Genomic DNA, 15427 nt, shown 5'->3' with positions numbered 1-15427 from the left:
GCGTTGTGAATTCGAACCCCTGCCGCCTCCGGCAGAACCGGAGACTTTCCATGCCTCTTCGATTCCTCGGCCCCTACCTCTCCATCCTCCTCCTGGCAGGCGCCGGCCTTCCTGAAAACGGTCCAGTCCCGGAGAAAAAGCCGGCCACAGTTGAAACGGAACAAGGCGGGAAGGTCGCGACGCCGCAGGAAAAACCCGAAGTAAAACCAGAGGTAACGCCAGAGGTCAAACCGGAGAAAAAACCGCAAGTCAAGGAAGACGAGAAGGCGCCCGCAAGCGAGGTAAAGCCTGAAACCCCTGTGGACGCAAAGCCCGCGACGGTTCAACCGGCGCCGGAACCAGAGCCCGTGCTGACCATCAAGCTCGAGGACAGCAAGGAATATGCCGCTTGCCTTGCGGACCTGAAGGCAATCGGCGCCGTCTTCAAAGAAGAATCGCGAATCGACGACGGCAAAGGCTGCGGTATCGACAAGCCGTTGACGCTGTCGACCGTGCTGCCCGGCATCACCCTGAAGCCCGAAGGCAAGATGCGCTGCGAGACGGCGCTGGAACTGGCGCGGTGGACCAAGGATGCGGTTCTGCCTGCAGCCAAGGTCGCATTGGAAAGCGAGGGAGAGCTCACCACCATCAACCAGGCATCGAGCTATATCTGCCGCCTGCGCAACAATGCGGCGACCGGAAAGATTTCCGAACATGCGCGCGGCAATGCCATCGACATCGCCTCGTTTACCTTCAAGAATGGAAAATCGATCGAGATTCAGCCGCGTGACGAGGATTCGACGCTGGCCGGTGCTTTCCAGCGTGCCGTGACGGCAACCGGGTGCCTCTATTTCGAAACGGTACTCGATCCCGGCAGCGACGAAGCCCACGAAAACCATCTGCATTTCGACGTGATTGAGCGCAAGGGTGGGTACCGTTACTGCCGCTAGCGATTTTGATGCGCTGTGGCCGCAGAAAACTATGCCCGCATCTTGCCCAAGGCTCAGTCACGTCCCATCTGCTGAGGACATCCGGACCACCAACGGCTTCCGTTCAAAGGATTTTCCATGTCCGTCTCCATGTTCAAATTGTCGGTCCCCGTCTTTATCCGCGGCCTCAACGTGCTTGCCGGCCTGCTCGACAAGGCCGAATCTCACGCGGCACAGAAAAAGATCCCGCCCGAAGACCTGTTCAACGCCCGTCTCGCTCCGGACATGCTGCCGCTTTTCGGCCAGATCCAGCGCGTCAGCGATACCTCGAAAAACACCATCGGCCGGCTCACCGGCGTCGCGGCACCGAGCTTTCCCGATGACGAGAAGAATTTTTCCGAATTGCGAGAACGCATCGCCAAGACGATCGCCTATCTGGAGACCGTCAAACCGTCCGATCTGGAGGGTAGCGATGTCAGGGAAATCACGGTTACCTTCGGCAAGCTCAGCTTCACGTTTGCCGGCGATGACTACATGCTGAAATTCGCCCTGCCTAATTTCTTCTTCCACGTCACCACAGCCCACGACATCCTGCGCAATCAGGGCGTCGCTGTAGGAAAGATCGATTTTCTCGGCCCCTATAGCTGAGCAGAGGAAAACCCGAAGGATCACGGCGGCAGTTGCCGCGATCCTCCGGATATCCCGCTAGAAAAGCCCCTCGATAAACCCGTCCGCATTGAGGAAGATCTTCTCTGACGACGGCACCCGTGGCAGGCCCGGCATAGTCATGATCTCGCCGGTGATGACGACGATGAAGCCGGCACCGGCCGATAGCCGGACCTCGCGCACCGGCACGGTATGGCCGGTCGGGGCGCCCCGCAGGTTCGGGTCGGTCGAAAACGAGTATTGCGTTTTGGCCATGCAGATCGGCAAATGGCCGTAACCCTGCTTTTCCCATGTGTGCAACTGCTCGCGCACGGTCTTGTCGGCGATCACCTCGCCGGCATGATAAATGTCCTTGGCGATGGTCTCGATCTTGTGGAACAGCGACATGTCGTCGGGATAGAGCGGCGAGAACTGCGAGCGGCCGTTTTCCGCCAGTGCGACGACCTTGCGGGCGAGATCCTCGATGCCGGCGGAGCCTTCCGCCCAATGCTTGCACAGGATCGCTTCAGTACCGAGCGTCGACACATACTCCTTGATCGCCTTGATCTCGGCTTCCGTGTCCCGCGTGAAATGGTTGATCGCCACCACCACCGGAACGCCGAACTTCTTGACGTTCTGGATGTGGCGGCCGAGATTGGCGCAGCCCTTTTTGACGGCCTCGATATTTTCCTGGCCGAGGTCTTCCTTCTTGACGCCGCCATTCATCTTCATCGCCCGGGCGGTTGCCACGATCACCGCGGCATCCGGCTTCAGCCCGGCCTTGCGGCATTTGATATCGAAGAACTTTTCCGCCCCGAGATCGGCGCCGAAGCCGGCTTCAGTGACGACATAATCGGCAAGCTTTAGCGCCGTCGTCGTCGCCACGACCGAGTTGCAGCCATGGGCAATGTTGGCGAACGGGCCGCCATGCACGAAGGCCGGATTGTTCTCCAGCGTCTGGACGATATTCGGCTGCATAGCATCCTTGAGCAGCACGGTCATCGCCCCATCCGCCTTGATGTCGCGGGCGAACACCGGCGTCTTGTCGCGCCGGTAGGCGATGATGATGTCGCCGAGACGTTTTTCCAGATCCTTCAGATCGGTGGCGAGACACAGGATCGCCATCACTTCCGAAGCGACAGTGATGTCAAACCCGGTTTCCCGCGGAAAGCCGTTGGCAACGCCGCCGAGCGAACCGACGATATGGCGAAGGCCACGGTCGTTCATGTCCATCACCCGGCGCCAGGCGACACGGCGGATGTCGATATTCTGCTCGTTGCCCCAATAGATGTGATTGTCGATCAGCGCCGACAGGAGATTGTGGGCAGAGGTGATGGCGTGGAAATCGCCGGTGAAATGCAGGTTGATGTCTTCCATCGGCACGACCTGCGCATAACCGCCGCCGGCTGCTCCGCCTTTGACACCGAAACAGGGTCCGAGCGACGCTTCGCGGATGCAGACCACCGCCTTTTTGCCGATGCGGTTAAGCCCGTCGCCAAGGCCGACCGTGGTGGTCGTCTTGCCCTCGCCGGCCGGCGTCGGATTGATCGCCGTCACCAGGATCAGCCGTCCGTCTGGACGGCCTTTCTGCTGGGCGATGAATTCGGCGCTGATCTTTGCCTTGTCATGACCGTAGGGAAGCAGATGTTCGGCTGGAATTCCAAGCTTGGCGCCAATCTCGAGGATCGGTTTTTTCGTCGCTGCGCGGGCAATTTCGATATCGGACTTCACGTCGGCCATATGGTGTCTCTCCCGTTCCACCTTTTTCTTGGTCTGAGGGCATATGAGCGTGAACCGAAGACGCTTTCCATCATTTTGTTGGGAAATGACGCCGGGAAACTTAGAAATTCGATGATTTTCTGAAAAACCAAAGAAAAAGACGGAAGAACAGCGTTCTCCCGTCTCCATGATGGAAAAAAGGCTTAGCGCGCCAGGATGTCGCGCATTTCGACAAGGTTCGAGCGAACCCTGAGAACGTAGAAGCCGAGTGTTGCCAGATGCGTCGGCATGATCCAGCCATCTTCCTGGCCATTGGAAATGATCAGCGGCTGGATGCGCAGGGCAGCGCGCATCTGCTTGATGCTTTCATTCCAGATCGGCGCCAGGCCGCGCTGGTTGATGACCCCGTCAAAGTCTGCGCCGGTTGCCGACAGGATGCCATAATAGCCGTAGAGCTGGCCGTAGGCGAACCAGAACCGGTCATCCGCACGCGTGTCGAACCAGCCGCCATCGTAGTTTTCCGAGCGCTCGCGCAACATCGCCGACGTACTGCCGATTGAGCTTGAAACGCGGTCCATGAATTCCAGGAAATTGTCGGCGCGCGCATCGAAAGTGGCAGCACAGGTTGCGAGCTGATCGTTGAACGAGCGAAGGTCTACCATGGCCGCGCGATATTGCGTCGGCGTCGGCGTCAGAAACCCGAAGGGCGACAGGCCGAAATACCAGTTGGTTTCCTCGTATTGCATCTTGCTGCGCACGCTCTGCAGCTGCGGATTGATGCCCGACGTGCCGCGCATGCGCACCAGTGAATCGACCAGTTCGACCGTCGTGCGGCGCACCGCTTCATTGACGCCGCGCTGGAAAGAAGCCTTGTTGTCGAGCCATGGCGTACGGTCCCAGTCCATGCCGAACAGACCGGCCTTGTAGAGCACCATCGACGAGATCCAGGCATTCTGGTTGACATTGTAGTCGATGAGATCGGCGGTGACATCGACGATAGCAGAGCGCTCGCAGGCATTGGCTGGCGCCGTCTGGCCGGCAGCGGCCTTGACAGGCAGGCCGGCGTCATTCTTGCGCTCGACAAGATTATACCGGTTTGGATAGTCCGGATCGAAATTGGTCCAGACCTGGGTCTGCCAGATGAAATAGCCATAGAGCGCGACGAGCAGCAGCAGACCAAGGCCAATCGGGCCCTTGATGATCCAGGCGCGCCCTCTGTACCAGTTGGCAACGAGCATGAACGGAAAGAGTATCCAGGACACCACCAGGCCAATGCCCCGGCCGATCGCTGCAAACACACGCTGAAAAAACGCAACGATCGGATCAAGCATTCGTATTATCCTCCTTGAGGCCATAAAGGCGTTTTCGGAACGCCACCTTGTCCCTGAGATATGTGCTGGTTAGTGTCGCCACAACATATTCCCTGAACTTTTCGCTGTAATGTTCATAGGCCGCATAAAACCCCTGCTTGTCAAAGACGAAGCGGGAGACAAAATCGCTCGGGCAAAGTTGCGAGATCAGCCGGTTTGTGAGCCATTGGTCTGGATGATTTGGTGCGGCTCGCACCAGAAGAAAGCGGTTTTCCGGAGCAACGTCCTGCATCTTGATGCTGCCTGACGCCAAAACTGTACGCAACATCGTCTGCAGGAACGGATAGGTGCCATCCGAGGACACCAGTGCCGAATTGCTGTGTATCCAGGTTTGCAGCCAGATTGCATCGATCGCATTGATATCCGTCGTCGGGTCAGCTTGATTGACCAAACTGCGCAGGGCCATGTCGGCGCGATGCTGATAGAGGCCGCTATCCTGCACCCAGGACGCCTGCGGCAATTGCAGCCGGTTGGTCGAAGCGAGAAAGTCATAGATGCGCTGATGGTCGGACAGGCTGATATAGCCGACCTGCCAGGGTCTGGAGCGCCTAAATCCAGGCACCGAGGGGTCGCAGATCACCGTCGTGGTCTTTTCATCCAGAAAGACATAGACGCCACCGAAATGATTGGCCCAGAAGGCATCATGGCGAAACACCAGCTTGTCCGGCACCAAGGCGTTCTCGCGGATATCGCCGGTGACTTTTGCGAGCTCGACCATCCGGTTGAGCAGCGCATCGTCGGCCCAGGCTGTCGGAACCGTCTTCAGCCGATCGACGAGCGAGCGCAGTTCGGCCGCCTTGCCGAGCATGTCTTCGGCCGACAAAACGCGAAACCGCACTTCGTTGATCGACAAAAGGTCGTCGATATCGTTGACGACCGATACAGAATCCTCGATTTCGCCGTAAAGGGCATCCTTGATCGTCACCGCATTGATCGCCCGCCTGTTGGCGCCGAAAAACTCGTGCATCAAGCCGGCGGTGTTGGAAAAGCTGGTATGAACCACCGGCAGTTCTTCCTGATCCGGCGTCATGATGATGAAGCGGCGGTTGACGCGGTTGGGATCGAGATAGTCGCGGTCGCCAAGCTCGTCGGCGATTTCCGGCGAAAACCCGGTCATGTCGATCTGGAAGGACGGCAGCGCCGTCGGGCGCAAGCCAAAACCCTGCAGCGCCTTGTTGTAACGCGCAATCAGATGCGGCTCGGAAATCTCGAGCAGGCGTCCATAGATCAGTTCGGCTTCGAGGAGGAGTTTCATGCGTTTCCTGCGGCTTCCCGTTGATCAGCCATCGTTAGGCTGTGCTTCGTCTCGGGACCAGACCAGATCGTCGAGGTCGATGCGAAGGACCCTGGAGATTGCCTTCAGCACGGAAATACTGCCCTCCTTTTTCCCCGTCTCGATCTCAGAGATATAGGCCGCGCTGATACCCGCTGCAGCCGCCAAATCCTTGGCCGAGAGCCCACGAACCTCCCGCCAGACCCTTACCGGGTTTTCCCCGTCGATCAAACGATCAACGAATTCTGCAGGGATACGGTCCTCTTCTCCAGCAGCCAGCCTGGCCTCGTAGGCCTTTACCGCCAGCAAATCTTCAAGATCGTCGGCAAGTTCTGATTGCCTGAGCAGCAGCTCATAATCGTTACGGCTAAGAACAACCAGCTCCTCGCCATTCGGTGTTGTGAAAGAAACGGGAGTATTCATGGCTCCAACCCCTGGTAGACGTCTCCGCGACCCGCGATCTTGATGACATCGATGACCAATCCGTCCTCCGTGAAAATCACCCGCCAGTCACCGACCCGAAGACGATAATAATCGACACCTTGCAACTTCTTGACATTATTGGCGAGCGATGCCGGGTTTTCGGCATATTGCTGCACCTTCTGCCATATCCGTCTTGCGTCCGTTGCGGGCATGCGCGTCAGGACCTTAATGGCCTGCTTGTCATATATGATACGCATCGCCATCCTAATCCGAGAGACCACCTACAGACAAGAAAATTCGCCAATAGCTAACTTTACCCCTGCCAACGCCCTTCGGCCTTCATCGCCTCGATCTCGCGGATCGCCTTCTCCCGCTGGCGTTCGCGGCGGATGATGTCGGTAACGGCGGCATCGTCGGATTTTTCGGTATAGCGGAATTCGCTGTCGGCGTAGCGGTTGATCTCCTGCATGACCATATCGAGCGTGATCGGCCCGCGCAGGGTCTCGATCATGGCTTTCTTTTCGTCATAGGCCTTGTGCATGAAAGCTTCCGGCGTCGCAAACCAGTCGTCGGGCAGGTCCACGTCCATCGCCCGCATCTTGACCGCATCGGTGATGTTCTTGATCGCCCGGCCGGTGAAGCGCGGCTCCGCTTCCTTGATCATGTGCAGGTAGGAGCCGACATCGGCCAGCGTCTCGATCTTGCCCTCTTCCTTCTCGTGGTGCTCCCAGACGGCGAGCAGCCCCTCTTCCTTCGGCCGGGCGTGTTCGGCATAGGATTGCGAAACGGCTTTTTTGATCTCCTGACCGGCAAACAGCTGGTGTTCTCCCAGCGGAATCTTGTGGTTCTTGCCGACCAGCATGGCGAAGATATCGATATAATCCCCTTCCGACTGCGGCCCATCGACCAGCCAGCGGGCGCCGGCGCGCTGGCGCAGTGCATCGTCGACATTTTCCGGGTAGTTGGAGAACATGCCGAACGTGCAGTTGCCACGGATCACCGTCGAGGCCCCGGCAAAGCTCTCCATCAGCACCGCCGTCACTTCATGCTGCCCGGCCGACGCGCGATCATCTGAGCGCTTGGCAGCGACCTGATCGACATCGTCGATTGTACCGAAACCGATGGCGCGCGGATTGATGACATTGTTGACGAACGCCTTGCAGTTCTGGCCGGATTTCCCCTGGTAGGAGGAAATCTGATCAACACCGAAATTCTCGTAGTGGAAGGCGTAGCCGGCGATCTCACAATAGTCGTTGAGCAGACCGGCCAGCATCTGGATGAGGATGGTCTTGCCGGTGCCCGGCATGCCGTCGCCGATGAAGGTGAACAGAAAGCCGCCAAGCTCGACGAACGGGTTCATCTGCCGGTCGAAATCATAGGCCATCAGCATCTTGGCCAGCTTCAGCGCCTGATACTTGGCGATGTGGTTACCGATGATCTCTTCGGGTTTCTTGAAGGTCATCACCAACGGCTTGCGCTTGGCGCCGGGCGCCACGTCGAAACCGTTCAGCGTAAAATCGTCCTGATCGATGCGGATATGCACGTTCTCAAAGCTGGCAAGTCCGGTGAAGCGTGCCTTGCGGCCGATCAAACCCTCGATGGCAAGCCGGGCAAAGGCGCGGGCGCGGCTGGTCAAGGCGCTGTCATCTGGCGCCCCGGCAATGGTCTTGTCGAGCGCCGAGACCATGCCTTTCAATGCGTCCTGTGGCGTATCGAACAGGAAATCCGGCTCCGTTCCGTCTTCCACCGGTTCGCCTTCGCCAGCAAGTGTCGCGCCGATATAGGCGGCGAAGGTGAACGCGGCGATGTAAGCCGATGCCGACAGAAGCGCCTTGAACTGGCTTGCGTCCTCGCCCGACAGCGGCGCGGTCGCATTGCGAGCCTGCAGGCTTTCCAGACTGGTCTGACGCGCAAAAACATCGGCAACCGCCAGCGCCACCTGAATGCCCCGGCGGGAGCGGTAGAGCAGAGCGTGCTGGGCTGGGGAAAACAGAGGATCTGCAGCGCGGATCGATTGAATGGTCTTCGTCAGCTCCACTTCACGCGTGCGGCGCTGACCGCCGGTCGAAACGGTGGAGACAAAGCGGCGCCCGGTTCCGGCCAAAGCCGTGCCTGCGGAAGGATCATCCGCCTCAAGAATAATCAGCCGGGTGACCAGCCCCTGTGCGACCGCCTGATGCTTGGCGATGTCGTCTTCGTGCAGCGTCGTCAAGCCCGCGTTCAATGACATTGTCTAGACCTCGCTGATGACCTGGTTTCCGGAAATCACGTGCACCTTGTAATCGCCGAAGATTGTTGCTGCGTCGCCGGCGGCATAGAGCGCCTGATAGGCGTCGTGCGGCACCAGCGCGTGTTTCTCGTACGAGCTCACACCCATACGGGTCGCCTCGAGATTGTCGGTGTCGATATGGAATTCTTCCGAGGCTGGCGTCGATGAGAAGAAGCCGCGCTGGGCCGGCCGCTCGGCCTTGGAGAACACCTCCTGCACCGTCCAGGTCAACAGCCAGGCATTTTCTGCCTTGCGGACCTTGGAGAGGATGTCGTTGATCTTGGCATTGTTCTCGGTAATCCCGGCCGAATAGAACGGTCCGAGCACGATACGCCGCACCTGCTTGGGATGCAGTTCCTCGAAATCCTTGTCGAGATTGGTGGCGATCGTCACCGGCGTCAGCGAATAGGCGCTGTTCTTAAGGGCGAAATCGTCGAAACGGCTGGCGAGATCGGGATTGAGCAGACCGCCGATCGGCAGCGGAATATCCGTGTCGGGATTGAGCTTGCCGTCCGGCGTCACCAGAAGCTTGACGATCTTTTCCGACGAATCCTCGATCACCGACATATAGACCATCGGCAAGGTGCTGGCGCCATCGAAGGCGCCCCAGCAGACAACGTAATACGGCCGCTGGGTCTTGGGGTTCACACCAACGCGAATGGTCTCGGGCATGATGAAGGGCGAAAAAATATCACCCTTGCCGATCTGTTCGAGATAGAGCCGTTCGGCCATTCGCGACTGCAATTCAGCCGGAAATGTCTTCTGCCGCAGAATGAAATCGGCCATTTCCTGACGCAGCGCATCGGCAACCGGAATTCCAGCCAGCCGCTTTTCCGCCGATTGCCGGTCGTTTTCCAGCTCCAGCACATTCTGGAACACGGGAAAGCCACTTTCAGCCCGCGAGATGCGGAACTGCTCGATAAAGCCGATACGGTTTTCCCAGCAGGAAAACGATGCCTTCAGCCGCGACAGGTAGGGAATGACGACCTCGCCCACCACCGTATCGCGGTAGAGCGGCGAGTTGCGATCCCCCAAGAAGATTTCCAAACCACCAAGTGCGGCCCGGATCGAGGCAAAGTACTGGCCGACGGCCCCTTCGGATGCGGCGTTCATGGTTTCCACCCTCCCCTAGAGGGGGAGGGTCGGAGCGAAGCTCCGGGGTGGGGTGACCTTGCGGCGCCCCTGACGATCACCCCCACCCGCGTGTTCCGCGCGACCTCCCCCCTCAAGGGGGAGGTATGGACCGCTCGACGGCTATGATAGCCAGGCATATCAACCATTTTGGTGCACGACGGCATCTGGAGCATCACGACTTCACGTAATTCGCCGTATTATGCTTGTCCATGACATCCTTGAATCGCCGTGCAAAGGCATCGTCGGCAAGCTTCTTGCGGCGCTGGATGTCCTGGGTCGAGAGCATGTTCTTCTCGTGCATTTCCAGGAGATCGCCGATGTGGCGCTGCGAGGCCGAGCCGATGCCGGCCATGGTTTCTTCGGCCGCCGTATCGACCTGGCTGCCGAGCGTGTTGATCTTGTGGGCGACATCCTGCTGGGCTGCCGTCTTCAAGGAATCTTCGAGCGCCTTGTAAAGCACGATGCGTTGTTCAGTATCGATGGTCAGCTTGTTGATCAGCGTGTTCTGCGCGGCGATCTGGTTGTTCAGCGAGTCGACGAAGGTCTGGAACATCGAGGTATAGCGCTCGTATGTCTGGCTCTCCGCCAGCAGTTCCTGTTCCTTGGCCTGCTTCTCATTATACTCGGTTGCCAGCACCGAGCGCTCGCCTTCAAGCTGGGTGCGGGAGATCTGGTCGGTCGAGGCGGCGATCCTGTTTTCAATGTCCATCAGCATCGGGTTGAGTTCCTCGATGCGCTTCTGGGTTTCCTGGAGGTTGGCAATCGTCGCCTTCCGCCGCTCGATCACCTGAAGCAGGCTTGCCTCAGAGGTCTTGTAGCGCTGGTCGAGCACGCCCTTCTGTTCCTTCAGGATGCCGACGATGGTGTCGGACTTGGACAGCAGCTCCTGCAGATTGCCGGCAAGCGACATGTTGCGGACACGGTCGGTGCGCATGCGCTGGGCGCTCTGCTTGGAAAAGATGCCGATGAATTTTTCGTAGCCGGTGTAGCTCTTCATGCTCTCAAATTCCGAGCCGAAGGCGTTGGTTGCATCTTCCAGGCCGATGATCAGGTCGGCGATATTGCCTTCCATCACCTTCTGCTGGTTGATGACATCCTGGATGCGGGCATTCTCGATGTCGAAATTCGCATCGCCCAGCTTGGTGTCGGACTTGGCGAACTGATCTAGCACGACGGCCGACTGGTTCATCTTGCCGCGCATCTGTTCGACGATGCCGCGGGTTTTCTCGATTTCGCTCTCAAAATTCTGAAGTGTCGCCATCGGTTTTCCCCCTGGTTGCTCCGGTGCAGACGCGCCGCGTAGCCAAATTATTCAGTCGTGACATCAGCTTATATAATGGGAGCGGTAAAATGAAGCACAAGTGGCCAATCCACGGATTTTAAACCGCCAGTCGCTTCGAGGGATAACTCCAGCCGCAGATGCGCCGCTATTTGGCCACCGCCGTCTTCAGGTAGGCAAGGACGTCTTCGATTTCCTGCGGCTTTTTCAAGCCCGGAAAAGACATCTTGGTGCCGGGAACCATCGCCTTGGGACTCATGAGATACTCCGACAACCTCTCCTCGTCCCAGACCTTGCCATCTTCGCCGAACGCGAGCATCGCGCTCGAATAATTGTAACCCGCAAAAGTCGCAACGGGGCGGCCCATGATGCCTATCAGGCTGGGGCCGACGCGGTTCATCGGCTCGGTCGCGGTATGACAGGCGCCGCATTTTTTAAAAACCTGCGCACCTGCCGCAGCGTCGCCGGCGGCATGGGCAAGACTTGTCCCGAGACAGAGGAAAAGGCTGAATGAAACGAAACACAGAGACAAAGGCAGAGACATAGGCGATTTCCCGGAACGCATTCGCAAGGACACCATCATGGCACGGCGTGCATCCCCGGCGATAGCCTGCCTCACGCTTCGTTCATCTTGTCTTCCCAGTGACGGCGGCAATAGACGACATATTTCTCGTTGCCGCCAACCTCGACCTGCGCGCCTTCGCGCACGATATTGCCGGCCGCATCCATCCGCGCCACCATGGTGGCCTTGCGGCCGCAATGGCAGATCGTGCGGACTTCGCGCATCTCGTCGGCAAGAGCGAGCAGCGCCATCGAGCCGGGAAACAGCTTGCCCTGGAAATCCGTGCGCAAGCCGTAGGCCATCACCGGAATGCCGATGCGGTCGGCGACACGCGCCAGTTGCCAGACCTGGTCTTCACCGAGGAACTGAGCTTCATCGACGAAAACGCAGGCGATCGCCTCTTCAGCGTGCAGCCGCTCGACCAAGGCATAAAGGTCGTCGGCATGCGTAAAGGCGATGCCGTCCTCGCTCAATCCGATGCGCGAGGACACCCGGCCTTGGCCGGCCCGGTCATCAAAGGCGGCGATCAGGATCACCGTGCGCATGCCGCGTTCGCGATAATTGTACGACGCCTGCAGGAGCATGGTCGATTTGCCCGCGTTCATCGTGGCGTAGCTGAAATACAGTTTTGCCATGGCGTCCTCTTCTGTATGCTGTTGCTTGTTCATGAACAGACAAAGCGGGGAAGGCCAGAGCGCAAGCGCGAAAGTCACAGAAAATCGACGGCAGGCGCTAGAACATGAGCAATGCGACATATCACGTCGCTTTAGGCGGGCGTGTCCGGCAAATGTCCCAATACACTCAAGACAACACCAGGGCGCTTGAATTGGCGGACATTTGGTGATTGGCTAAAATCAAAAGGCAGGGGAATAATCAAGATGACCAGACTGACATTGAAATTCATGCTGACGGCAGCCGTATCGCTGAGCGCACTGACATCCGCCTATGCTGCCGAGCCTGAAAGCTGTGGCACCGTCCGCTTCGCCGACGTGGGCTGGACCGACATCACCGCCACCACTGCGACCGTCTCCTCGATCCTCAAGGGCCTTGGCTATCAGACCGATATCAAGGTTCTGTCCGTTCCGGTGACCTATCAATCGCTGAAGAACAAGGACATTGATGTCTTCCTCGGCAACTGGATGCCGACACAGGAAGCCGACGTTCGCCCCTTCCTGAACGACAAGTCGGTCGAATCGTTCGGCCCGAACCTGGAAGGCGCCAAGTACACGCTGGCGACCAATGCCAAGGGTGCCGAACTCGGCATCAAGGACTTCAAGGACATCGCCGCTCACAAGGATGAGCTTGAAGGCAAGATCTACGGTATCGAGCCGGGCAACGACGGCAACCGCCTGATCATCGACATGACGGACAAGGACACGTTCGGCCTGAAGGGCTTCGAAGTCGTCGAATCCTCCGAGCAGGGCATGCTGGCGCAGGTCGCCCGCGCCGAAAAGGACGGCCAGCCGGTCATCTTCCTCGGCTGGGAACCCCACCCGATGAATTCCAACTTCAAGCTGACATACCTCACCGGTGGCGACGACATTTTCGGACCGAACCTTGGCGGAGCCACCATCTTCACCAACGTTCGCGCCGGCTATACGGCGGAGTGCCCGAATGTCGGCAAACTGATCACCAACCTGAAGTTCTCGCTTCCGATGGAAAACGAGATCATGGGCAAGATCTTGAACGACAGCAAGGATCCGGAAGTCGCGGCCAACGAATGGCTGAAGGCAAACCCGACGGCAATCGATCCCTGGCTCGCCGGCGTCACCACCAAGGATGGTGCTGAAGCATTGCCTGCCGTAAAGACCGCGCTCGGTCTTTGACCGGCTGATCAAGGCGGGGCTTAGTCCCCGCCTTTTTTAAGCGCATATCACGCGCTTCCGCTCCTATCATTGGCTCCAAGAACCAGGCGATTTTCCCGTGGAATGGCTAACCAATCCTGATCGACGCATACCCATCGGCGGCTGGGCGAAGAGTTTCTTCACCTGGCTGACCACCAATTTCACCGGCTTTTTCGACCAGGTGTCGGCGATCCTGTCGGGGGTTGTGAATGTGATCCTGTGGGTCCTGCAGACGCCGCATCCGCTGATCGTCGTGGCCATCGTCACCGCCCTCTCCTACTGGTTCCGCCGCTCGATCGGTGTCACCCTGTTCACGCTGCTCGGCCTGCTGCTGATCATCAATCTCGGCTACTGGAAAGCAACGACGGAGACCCTGGCGCTGGTTCTGGCGGCAAGCTTCGTCTCGATGGCTGTCGGCATTCCACTCGGGATCGCCGCTGCCCGGCGTGCCTGGGTCTATGCCGTCATGCGGCCGATCCTGGACCTGATGCAGACCATCCCGACATTCGTCTACCTGATCCCGGCTCTCGTCCTGTTCGGCCTCGGCATGGTGCCGGGCCTGATCGCAACCGTGATCTTCGCCATTCCGGCACCGATCCGGCTGACGCGGCTTGGCATCATCTCCACCCCGCCGTCGCTGGTGGAAGCGGCCGTTTCCTTCGGCGCAACGCCTGCACAGGTGCTCCGCAAGATCGAGCTGCCCTTTGCCATGCCGCAGATCATGGCTGGTCTCACCCAGACCATCATGCTGTCCCTTTCGATGGTGGTCATCTCTGCACTGGTCGGTGCTGCAGGTCTCGGCGTGCCGGTCGTGCGGGCGCTGAACACCGTCAACATCGCCATGGGCTTTGAATCCGGCCTCTGTATCGTCATCCTCGCGATCATTCTCGACCGCCTGTTCCGTTCGTCCGATGAAGGAGAAGGCGCATGACCGATGCCGTTATTTTCAAGAATGTCGATATCATCTTCGGCAACAGGCCGGAAGCCGCCATCGCCATGGTCGACCAGGGCAAGACCCGCGACGAAATCGGGGCTGCGACCGGACTGGTGCTGGGTGTCGCCGATGCATCGCTGACCATCACCGAGGGCGAAATCCTCGTTCTGATGGGACTGTCGGGCTCGGGCAAATCGACCCTTCTGCGCGCCGTCAATGGTCTGGCGCCGGTGGTGCGCGGCGAAGTCCAGGTAAAGACCCGCCACGGCGTCATCAATCCGTACAAAACCAGCGCCAAATCGCTGCGCGACTTCCGCATGCACGACGTCTCCATGGTGTTCCAGCAGTTCGCGCTGTTGCCCTGGCGCACGGTGGAAGACAATGTCGGTTTCGGGCTGGAACTCGCCGGTGTGCCGGACAAGGAACGCAAGGACCGTGTTGCCGAACAGCTGGAACTGGTCAACCTGACAAAATGGGCGGGGCGGCAGGTGAAGGAGCTTTCCGGCGGCATGCAGCAGCGGGTGGGCCTGGCCAGAGCCTTTGCGACCGGCGCCCCGATCCTGTTGATGGACGAGCCGTTCTCGGCGCTCGATCCGCTGATCCGCACCCGCCTGCAAGACGAACTGCTGGAATTCCAGCGGCGGCTCAAAAAGACCATCCTGTTCGTCAGCCACGATCTCGACGAGGCTTTCCGCATCGGCAACCGCATCGCCATCATGGAAGGCGGACGCATCATCCAGTGCGGCACCCCGCAGGACATCGTCAAGAACCCGGCCAACCAGTATGTTGCCGACTTCGTCCAGCACATGAACCCGATCACCATGCTGACAGCGATGGATGTGATGAGCCACGGCGTTACCCGCAATGAAGGCCCGGTCGGTGTTTCGGCGACGGCCAAGCCGACGACGCCGCTGATCGACATCCTCGATGCCATGTCACGCCAGCCCGGCAGCATCGGCGTCGTCGATAATGGCGCCATCGTTGGGACCATCAACGCGCAAAACGTCGTGGAAGGCCTGACAAGACATCGCAACAAAAGTTGACTATTACGCTCACGATGTCCTTAT

The 15427-nt window shown here is 58.9% G+C and carries 15 protein-coding genes; 5 read left to right on the top strand and 10 right to left on the bottom strand.

What is annotated here, in order from left to right; genetic code table 11:
• Nucleotides 1–50: 50 nt before the first annotated feature.
• Entirely contained in the window at nt 51–929 is an 879-nt protein-coding gene (locus ACP7E0_RS00680) for an extensin family protein (protein WP_426122309.1), read from the top strand.
• A 117-nt stretch (nt 930–1046) separates the two neighbouring features.
• Entirely contained in the window at nt 1047–1556 is a 510-nt protein-coding gene (locus tag ACP7E0_RS00675; RefSeq protein WP_426122308.1) for a DUF1993 domain-containing protein, read from the top strand.
• 57 nt (nt 1557–1613) lie between these two features.
• On the opposite strand, the gene ACP7E0_RS00670 is transcribed toward ACP7E0_RS00675, so the two are convergent.
• The 10 genes from ACP7E0_RS00670 to ACP7E0_RS00625 all read right to left on the bottom strand — a co-directional run bounded on the left by ACP7E0_RS00670 (nt 1614) and on the right by ACP7E0_RS00625 (nt 12217).
• On the bottom strand, nt 1614–3293 hold the full coding sequence (locus ACP7E0_RS00670; protein ID WP_426122307.1) for a formate--tetrahydrofolate ligase: 1680 nt from the start codon (nt 3291–3293) through the stop codon (nt 1614–1616).
• 182 nt (nt 3294–3475) lie between these two features.
• Nucleotides 3476–4603, bottom strand: a complete 1128-nt coding sequence (locus ACP7E0_RS00665) for a DUF2333 family protein (RefSeq protein WP_426122306.1) — start codon at nt 4601–4603, stop codon at nt 3476–3478.
• Complete coding sequence (locus tag ACP7E0_RS00660; protein ID WP_426122305.1) at nt 4596–5897, bottom strand: DUF6638 family protein; 1302 nt, start codon at nt 5895–5897, stop codon at nt 4596–4598. Before ACP7E0_RS00660 ends, ACP7E0_RS00665 begins: the two co-directional genes overlap by 8 nt.
• A 24-nt stretch (nt 5898–5921) precedes the next feature.
• Entirely contained in the window at nt 5922–6338 is a 417-nt protein-coding gene (locus tag ACP7E0_RS00655; RefSeq protein ID WP_426122304.1) for a helix-turn-helix domain-containing protein, read from the bottom strand.
• Nucleotides 6335–6595, bottom strand: coding sequence for a type II toxin-antitoxin system RelE family toxin (locus ACP7E0_RS00650; RefSeq protein WP_426122302.1), 261 nt, complete (start codon nt 6593–6595; stop codon nt 6335–6337). The genes ACP7E0_RS00655 and ACP7E0_RS00650 overlap by 4 nt, the downstream gene beginning before the upstream one ends.
• A gap of 56 nt (nt 6596–6651) precedes the next feature.
• The gene (locus ACP7E0_RS00645; RefSeq protein ID WP_426122300.1) at nt 6652–8568 is read right to left on the bottom strand and encodes an AAA family ATPase; all 1917 of its coding nucleotides are present in this window, start codon (nt 8566–8568) and stop codon (nt 6652–6654) included.
• 3 nt (nt 8569–8571) lie between these two features.
• Nucleotides 8572–9720, bottom strand: a complete 1149-nt coding sequence (locus ACP7E0_RS00640; protein WP_426122298.1) for a hypothetical protein — start codon at nt 9718–9720, stop codon at nt 8572–8574.
• Between the two features lie 193 nt (nt 9721–9913).
• A complete protein-coding gene (locus tag ACP7E0_RS00635; protein ID WP_426122297.1) occupies nt 9914–11002 on the bottom strand; it encodes a hypothetical protein in 1089 nt (362 codons plus the stop codon).
• 166 nt (nt 11003–11168) lie between these two features.
• Nucleotides 11169–11564 (bottom strand): c-type cytochrome, encoded by a 396-nt coding sequence (locus ACP7E0_RS00630; protein ID WP_426122295.1) that lies wholly within the window; start codon nt 11562–11564, stop codon nt 11169–11171.
• A gap of 71 nt (nt 11565–11635) precedes the next feature.
• Nucleotides 11636–12217 carry a thymidine kinase gene (locus ACP7E0_RS00625; protein WP_426122294.1) on the bottom strand — a complete coding sequence of 194 codons (582 nt, stop codon included), beginning with the start codon at nt 12215–12217 and terminating at the stop codon, nt 11636–11638.
• A 243-nt stretch (nt 12218–12460) separates the two neighbouring features.
• Between ACP7E0_RS00625 and ACP7E0_RS00620 the strand changes: the two genes are divergently transcribed.
• From ACP7E0_RS00620 to choV, 3 genes are all read left to right on the top strand, one after another.
• Entirely contained in the window at nt 12461–13408 is a 948-nt protein-coding gene (locus ACP7E0_RS00620) for a choline ABC transporter substrate-binding protein (RefSeq protein WP_426122293.1), read from the top strand.
• Between the two features lie 97 nt (nt 13409–13505).
• Nucleotides 13506–14357 carry a choline ABC transporter permease subunit gene (gene choW, locus ACP7E0_RS00615; protein ID WP_426122291.1) on the top strand — a complete coding sequence of 284 codons (852 nt, stop codon included), beginning with the start codon at nt 13506–13508 and terminating at the stop codon, nt 14355–14357.
• Nucleotides 14354–15403, top strand: coding sequence for a choline ABC transporter ATP-binding protein (gene choV / locus ACP7E0_RS00610; protein ID WP_426122290.1), 1050 nt, complete (start codon nt 14354–14356; stop codon nt 15401–15403). The genes choW and choV overlap by 4 nt, the downstream gene beginning before the upstream one ends.
• The last annotated feature ends 24 nt before the right edge of the window (nt 15404–15427 follow it).

Origin of the sequence: Pararhizobium sp. PWRC1-1 (assembly GCF_049897905.1) — a bacterium.
In the GTDB taxonomy this organism is placed as follows: domain Bacteria; phylum Pseudomonadota; class Alphaproteobacteria; order Rhizobiales; family Rhizobiaceae; genus Pararhizobium.
Note: the sequence above shows the minus strand (reverse complement) of the source record. Positions and strands in the feature narration are given on the sequence as shown.

What these genes read in the sequence shown, in the direction of transcription:
- ACP7E0_RS00640 (WP_426122298.1), bottom strand. Translation starts at nt 9,720, where the DNA reads ATGAACGCCGCATCCGAAGGGGCCGTCGGCCAGTACTTTGCCTCGATC.
- ACP7E0_RS00625 (WP_426122294.1), bottom strand. Translation starts at nt 12,217, where the DNA reads ATGGCAAAACTGTATTTCAGCTACGCCACGATGAACGCGGGCAAATCG.
- ACP7E0_RS00635 (WP_426122297.1), bottom strand. Translation starts at nt 11,002, where the DNA reads ATGGCGACACTTCAGAATTTTGAGAGCGAAATCGAGAAAACCCGCGGC.
- ACP7E0_RS00650 (WP_426122302.1), bottom strand. Translation starts at nt 6,595, where the DNA reads ATGCGTATCATATATGACAAGCAGGCCATTAAGGTCCTGACGCGCATG.
- choV (WP_426122290.1), top strand. Translation starts at nt 14,354, where the DNA reads ATGACCGATGCCGTTATTTTCAAGAATGTCGATATCATCTTCGGCAAC.
- ACP7E0_RS00675 (WP_426122308.1), top strand. Translation starts at nt 1,047, where the DNA reads ATGTCCGTCTCCATGTTCAAATTGTCGGTCCCCGTCTTTATCCGCGGC.
- ACP7E0_RS00670 (WP_426122307.1), bottom strand. Translation starts at nt 3,293, where the DNA reads ATGGCCGACGTGAAGTCCGATATCGAAATTGCCCGCGCAGCGACGAAA.
- ACP7E0_RS00665 (WP_426122306.1), bottom strand. Translation starts at nt 4,603, where the DNA reads ATGCTTGATCCGATCGTTGCGTTTTTTCAGCGTGTGTTTGCAGCGATC.
- ACP7E0_RS00630 (WP_426122295.1), bottom strand. Translation starts at nt 11,564, where the DNA reads ATGTCTCTGCCTTTGTCTCTGTGTTTCGTTTCATTCAGCCTTTTCCTC.
- ACP7E0_RS00660 (WP_426122305.1), bottom strand. Translation starts at nt 5,897, where the DNA reads ATGAAACTCCTCCTCGAAGCCGAACTGATCTATGGACGCCTGCTCGAG.
- ACP7E0_RS00680 (WP_426122309.1), top strand. Translation starts at nt 51, where the DNA reads ATGCCTCTTCGATTCCTCGGCCCCTACCTCTCCATCCTCCTCCTGGCA.
- ACP7E0_RS00620 (WP_426122293.1), top strand. Translation starts at nt 12,461, where the DNA reads ATGACCAGACTGACATTGAAATTCATGCTGACGGCAGCCGTATCGCTG.
- ACP7E0_RS00645 (WP_426122300.1), bottom strand. Translation starts at nt 8,568, where the DNA reads ATGTCATTGAACGCGGGCTTGACGACGCTGCACGAAGACGACATCGCC.
- ACP7E0_RS00655 (WP_426122304.1), bottom strand. Translation starts at nt 6,338, where the DNA reads ATGAATACTCCCGTTTCTTTCACAACACCGAATGGCGAGGAGCTGGTT.